This window comes from uncultured Arenimonas sp., from assembly GCF_963976025.1.
Classification (GTDB): domain Bacteria; phylum Pseudomonadota; class Gammaproteobacteria; order Xanthomonadales; family Xanthomonadaceae; genus Arenimonas.
The window spans coordinates 1-4,978 of sequence record NZ_CAXBJS010000190.1 but is presented as its reverse complement, the minus strand read 5'-3'; the positions used below and the strand labels follow the sequence as shown (position 1 = coordinate 4,978).

6 protein-coding genes are annotated in these 4,978 nt (G+C 66.5%); 4 read left to right on the top strand and 2 right to left on the bottom strand.

Features of this window, described 5'->3' with window-relative positions; all coding sequences use genetic code 11:
- Positions 1-923 (bottom strand): cyclase family protein (locus AACZ35_RS12380; RefSeq protein ID WP_339829763.1); only part of this gene is annotated, 923 nt, incomplete at its 3' end.
- A 99-nt stretch (positions 924-1,022) separates the two neighbouring features.
- Here AACZ35_RS12380 and AACZ35_RS12375 point away from each other — a divergent pair.
- The 4 genes from AACZ35_RS12375 to AACZ35_RS12360 all read left to right on the top strand — a co-directional run bounded on the left by AACZ35_RS12375 (position 1,023) and on the right by AACZ35_RS12360 (position 4,457).
- Positions 1,023-1,916 carry a LysR substrate-binding domain-containing protein gene (locus AACZ35_RS12375; protein ID WP_339829761.1) on the top strand — a complete coding sequence of 298 codons (894 nt, stop codon included), beginning with the start codon at positions 1,023-1,025 and terminating at the stop codon, positions 1,914-1,916.
- Between the two features lie 108 nt (positions 1,917-2,024).
- Positions 2,025-2,657, top strand: a complete 633-nt coding sequence (locus AACZ35_RS12370; protein WP_339829759.1) for a flavodoxin family protein — start codon at positions 2,025-2,027, stop codon at positions 2,655-2,657.
- Between the two features lie 121 nt (positions 2,658-2,778).
- On the top strand, positions 2,779-3,666 hold the full coding sequence (locus tag AACZ35_RS12365) for an MBL fold metallo-hydrolase (RefSeq protein ID WP_339829757.1): 888 nt from the start codon (positions 2,779-2,781) through the stop codon (positions 3,664-3,666).
- Between the two features lie 212 nt (positions 3,667-3,878).
- Complete coding sequence (locus tag AACZ35_RS12360) at positions 3,879-4,457, top strand: DUF6445 family protein (RefSeq protein WP_339829755.1); 579 nt, start codon at positions 3,879-3,881, stop codon at positions 4,455-4,457.
- Here AACZ35_RS12360 and ppa read toward each other — a convergent pair.
- Positions 4,451-4,978: inorganic diphosphatase (ppa, locus tag AACZ35_RS12355; RefSeq protein ID WP_339829753.1), on the bottom strand; the 528-nt coding region annotated here is incomplete at its 5' end. The two genes, AACZ35_RS12360 and ppa, sit on opposite strands and share 7 nt — an antisense overlap.

The following is a 4,978-nucleotide window of genomic DNA, read 5'->3' as shown; positions in this document are numbered from 1 at the left end:
CCGCCGCCGATGAAGGCGAATTCGTAGACGCGGGCCTCGCTCAGGCCTTCGAGGTAGACCAGCTCGAGGATCGGCGTGCCCTGTTCGGCGAGCAGGTACGTGTGCACGGGTACGTAGTTGCCCTCGACCTCGGAGGGAAACGCCTCGAAGCTGAGGTTGTCGGCGCCGACGACCATCGCGCCGCTGTCCTCGACCAGGAACCGCGCCGCGTCCATGCCCAGGCCGGGCGGGTTGTGCATGTAGGCGGCGGTGTCGTTGTAGACCTGCATGCGGCCGGTTCGGATCAGGACCACGTCGCCTTCCTGAAGCGAGACCTTCTGCCGCTCCAGGGCGCCACGCAGTTCCTCCCGGCTGACCCGATGGCCTTCGGGCAGCATGTCGATGCCCAGGTAGGCGGGCAGGTCGATCATCACGCCGCGCGCGACGATGGCCGGCAGCTTTTCGGCGCCGCCGACTTTCCAGCCGCGGTCGCCGAGGTGCTCGGCCGCGCTGAAGCCGTTCCAGATGCGCCCGTCGAGGCCGAAATGGGCGAGCGTGTCGATGTGCGTGCCGGTGTGGGTGTACATCGAGAACGCCGCGCCGGTATAGCTGACATGCTCGTTCATGGCCGCGCCCAGGCCCAGCGGATCGTCGATGGCGGTGCCATGCGGGGTGTGGGTCATCCACATCCGGTAGTGCGGGTCGCCGGCGGCCTGCCAGCTGGGCATGCCGATGAACAGGTCGACCGACAGGTCGTAGACGGCGCCGCCGTCCACGCGCGAGAGCACGGCGGCGCGGGACTCGGCGCTCATCAGGTTGAGCCGCCCGATTTCATCGTCCGGACCCCAGGGACTGGTGCCGACGACGGGTTGCTGCGCGTGGCTGAAGGCGGTGGCCGCCAGCAGGGCGGCGGTCAGCAGGATATTGGTGGCGTGTGCGGACATTGGAATCTCCTCCGGGGCGGCTGCAGACTCACGGTGCGCCTCGCACTTGTGGAAGAGAATCCGCAAAATCGGGAAATCAGCTTTCGCCCTTGGTGAACAATGGATCGCATCGCCGCCCTCCGGGTATTCCGCCGCGTGATCGAACTCAACGGTTTTGCCGCCGCGGCGCGGGACCTGGACCTGTCCAACGCCGCGGTCAGCAAGATCATCAAGGACCTCGAAGCCGACCTGGGGACGCCGCTGATACTGCGCACGACCCGCTCGCTCAGGCTTACCGACACCGGGCACGACTATTTCAACCAGATCACGCGCATCCTCGATGAGCTGGGCGAAGCCGAAGACGCCGTGCGGTCCAGCGGCGGCGAGCCACGGGGCGTGCTCCGGGTCAGCGCGCCGCTTTCCCTGGGGCTCGTCCTGCTGTCGCCCATCCTTGCGCGCTTCGCGGCGCGCTATCCGCAACTCGAGCTGGACGTGGAGTTTGGCGACCAGTCGGTCGACCTGATCGAAGGGCGCTTCGACCTGGCCATTCGCGGTGGGCTGCTCCAGGATTCGAGCCTGAAGGCGCGCAAGCTCATGGATATCGAGCGCGTGGTCTGCGCATCGCCCGATTACCTGGCCCGATGCGGCACGCCGGAGAGCCCTGAAGACCTTTCCGGTCATCGCTGCCTGATCTATTCACTCTCGCCCACGCCGCGCAGCTGGGTGCTCGACAAAGACGGGGAATCCGTCCGCATTGCCGTCGACGGCGGATTCCGGGCCAACAATTCGCTCGCCGTCCGCGAAGCGGCCATCGAGGGGCTGGGCGTGGCCCTGCTGCCGAAGATCTATGCAGTGGACGCCCTGGCGTCGGGCCGGCTGGTCCGCGTGCTGCCCGACTGGCGCGGTGAACTGCACGCGCTCTACGGCGTCTATCCGCATCACCGGGAAGCTTCGCTGAAGGTCCGGTCCCTGCTCGATTTCCTGGTCGAGGCAGTCCAAGACGTCCTTGCCTGAGGCGATGGCCATCGTTCACGCCAGGTGAAAGGTGATTCCATGAGCCGGGGGATTTTCCCGCCGGCTTCGCTCGCTACGCTGGCCGTCGAATCATCGGGGACCACGAGCATGAAAACATCCATCGTCATCGCCTTCCATTCCGGCTACGGACATACCGCAGCCCTCGCCCGGGCCGTTCAGGAGGGGGTCGAGCGCATCGAGGGGGCCAATGCATCGTTGATCGACGTGACCGACCTTTCGGAAGAAGCATGGACCGAGATGTCCGAGGCGGACGCCATCATCTTCGGCTCGCCGACCTACATGGGTGCGGTGTCGGGACCTTTCAAAACCTTCATGGACCGGACGTCGCCGCTATGGTTGCAGCGACGCTGGCAGGACAAGCTGGCCGCCGGTTTCACCGTCTCGAGTTCGCAGGCCGGCGACAAGTACGCGACGCTCAGCCAGCTGGCCACCCTGGCGGCACAGCACGGCATGCTCTGGGTCAGCCTGGGCCTGCTTCCGGGCAACAACTCCTCCAGCGGCTCGGTTGACGATGTGAACCGGATCGGTGGTTCGCTCGGTGCCATGGCGCAGGCCAACGGCGACGAGCCAGCGGACATCGCGCCCCCGGCCTCGGATCGAGAGACCGCCGCGCTGCTCGGCGCCCGCGTCGCGACCCTGGCCGCCCGGTTCAAGTTCGGGGCTCCGTTCAGGCCGCTTCCGGAACGCGCCTTTGCGCCGGCGGCCGAAGTGCGGACCTGAGCGCGGTCGGGCGATGCTGAAGCATCGCAGCGAGTCTGCGCAACGCACAGCGGTCCTGCATACCGCCCGCGTTCCGCACTTATCATGCTGGTTAACGGGTAGCGCGAGGATTCCAGGAGTGATGCGGAGCGTATTCAACAGATTTCTTCATTGCGCCATCTTCGCAATGTTGGTCCTTTCGGCTCCGGCTGCGATGGCGGCGGACATCGAGATTGACGGCGAACTGTTCGAGGTCCATCGGGTAAACGAGCACGTTTTCGTCGCGAGCCAGGCCTACGGTTCAACCCGGATAAATTTCGGCATCGTGGTCGGAAGCGATCAGGTCGTCCTGGTTTCGTCGATGATGCGCTCCCATGCGCCAAGCATTGAAGCGCTCGTCAAGAAGGTCAGCGGCAAGCCCGTGGGTGTGGTGCTGGTCATAGACTCCGACCCGTTCCATCACAGCGCGAGCGCCTACTTCCGGGACAAGGGCGCCCTGGTCATCGGCCACGAAGCGCTTGGATCCAAGGGCATTGGCATCGATGTGGGTTTTGACTCCGAACTCGTCCTGGATATGGGCGTGGAGCGAATTCGGATGCGCCATACCCCAGCGCACACGGCCGACCATGCGATGGTCACGCTGGAAGAAAGCCAGGTCGTCTTCACGGGTGATGCCTTTCGCAACGACTGGCTGGTCTATGCCGGCCCCAACGGCTGGTCGGCGCAGCTGGCGTTCCTTGATGCGCTGAACGCCAACTGCAGTGCTTCGACGATCCTTGTGCCCGGCAATCGAGGGCGGGTCGTGCACAGCACATGCGCGGACCTGGAGTCGGCCACCAGGATCCATGGAGCATTCAAGGCGGCCGTGGACAGCCTGTCCCGGCAGGGGCTGTCTGCAAAGGAGATCAGCGAGAGCGAGGCCGTTCAGGGTGTTCTTCGCTCGCTCGAGCGCTATGACGAGTTCGCGCCCCACGTCATTCACCATGTGGAAGAGTTGTTGGCGCACACAGGCCAGTCTGTCGAGCCGTAGAACACCAAGCCATGGCCCCAAGCCAGCCCTGTCGCGGTGACCCGGCGACCCGGCGGCCACGCGCCGCGCACCCGAAAAGGCCCTTGGGCCCGGGTATGCTGTCGGGCAGTGGGCCGCCGACGCGGCCCGGGTGCTGGGGCAGGTCCGGGCAGGCAGGTGGCCGGGTATCGCGCCCAGCGTGCGCAGGTCAGCCGCCAGGAGTCATCGCCACAGTGTTCAGTTACCGGCCGTACGTCCAGACGATCACCCTGCCGGCCGGCGGGCTTTGCCTGGTGGTCGACAACGCCTTGGCCGAACCCGAACGCTGGCGCGCGCTGGCGGCCAAACATGCGGCGCAGTTCGCGGTCGATCCGCTGGCGGGTTTCCCGGTGCGCCGGCTGCCGCTGCCGGGGCCGGTGCTGACGGCCATGCACGTGTTCTTTTCCGAAACCTTCCGCGAACCGCTGGGCTTCCGGCGGGTGGTCGAAGGCCAGGGCTGGCTGTCGCTGGCCACGGCGGCGCCCAGTGCGCCGGCGCGGGCTTCGTCCAGCGGGCCGGGCCAGGGCACGGGCGTGATCAGCCTGTGCCTGTTCGAGGACCCGGCGCTGGGCGGGATGCTGTTCCCGCCCTCCTTGTTTCCGGGCGACGAGCCGCCGCCCAGGGTGGAAGCACGCTACAACCGGCTGGTGGCCTTCGACGGGGCCTGCTGGCACGCGCCGGACATCGCGGCGCCGGCGCGGCTTTCCGACGACCCGGTGAAGGGGCGCCTGACGCTGGACGCCCGCTTCACCTGCCGGCGCCGGCTTCAGTAGTTGAGCTTGACCGGGCTGGCCTCGAAACGCTGCACGGAGTCCAGCACTTCCTGGCGCGCGGCCTCGGCGCCTTCCCAGCCTTCAAGCTTGACCCACTTGCCCTTCTCCAGGTCCTTGTAGTGCTCGAAGAAGTGGCCGATGCGGTCCAGCCAGTGCTGGCTCACCTGGTCGATGTCCTGGATGTGGGTGTAACCCGAGAAAACCTTGTCCACGGGCACGGCGACGAGCTTGGTGTCCTCGCCGGCCTCGTCCTTCATCTTGAGCATGCCGACCGGGCGGCAGCGGATGACCGAACCCGGGATCAGGGTCAGCGGCAGGATCACCATCACGTCCACGGGGTCGCCGTCGCCGCACAGGGTGTGGGGCACGTAGCCGTAGTTGCAGGGGTAGCGCATCGGGGTGGACAGGATGCGGTCCACGAAAATGGCGCCGGTTTCCTTGTCGACCTCGTACTTGACCGGTTCGGCGTCCTTGGGGATTTCGATGACGACGTTGATTTCGTTCGGCACGTCGCGGCCGGT

What these genes read in the sequence shown, in the direction of transcription:
- AACZ35_RS12375 (WP_339829761.1), top strand. Translation starts at nt 1,023, where the DNA reads ATGGATCGCATCGCCGCCCTCCGGGTATTCCGCCGCGTGATCGAACTC.
- AACZ35_RS12370 (WP_339829759.1), top strand. Translation starts at nt 2,025, where the DNA reads ATGAAAACATCCATCGTCATCGCCTTCCATTCCGGCTACGGACATACC.
- AACZ35_RS12365 (WP_339829757.1), top strand. Translation starts at nt 2,779, where the DNA reads ATGCGGAGCGTATTCAACAGATTTCTTCATTGCGCCATCTTCGCAATG.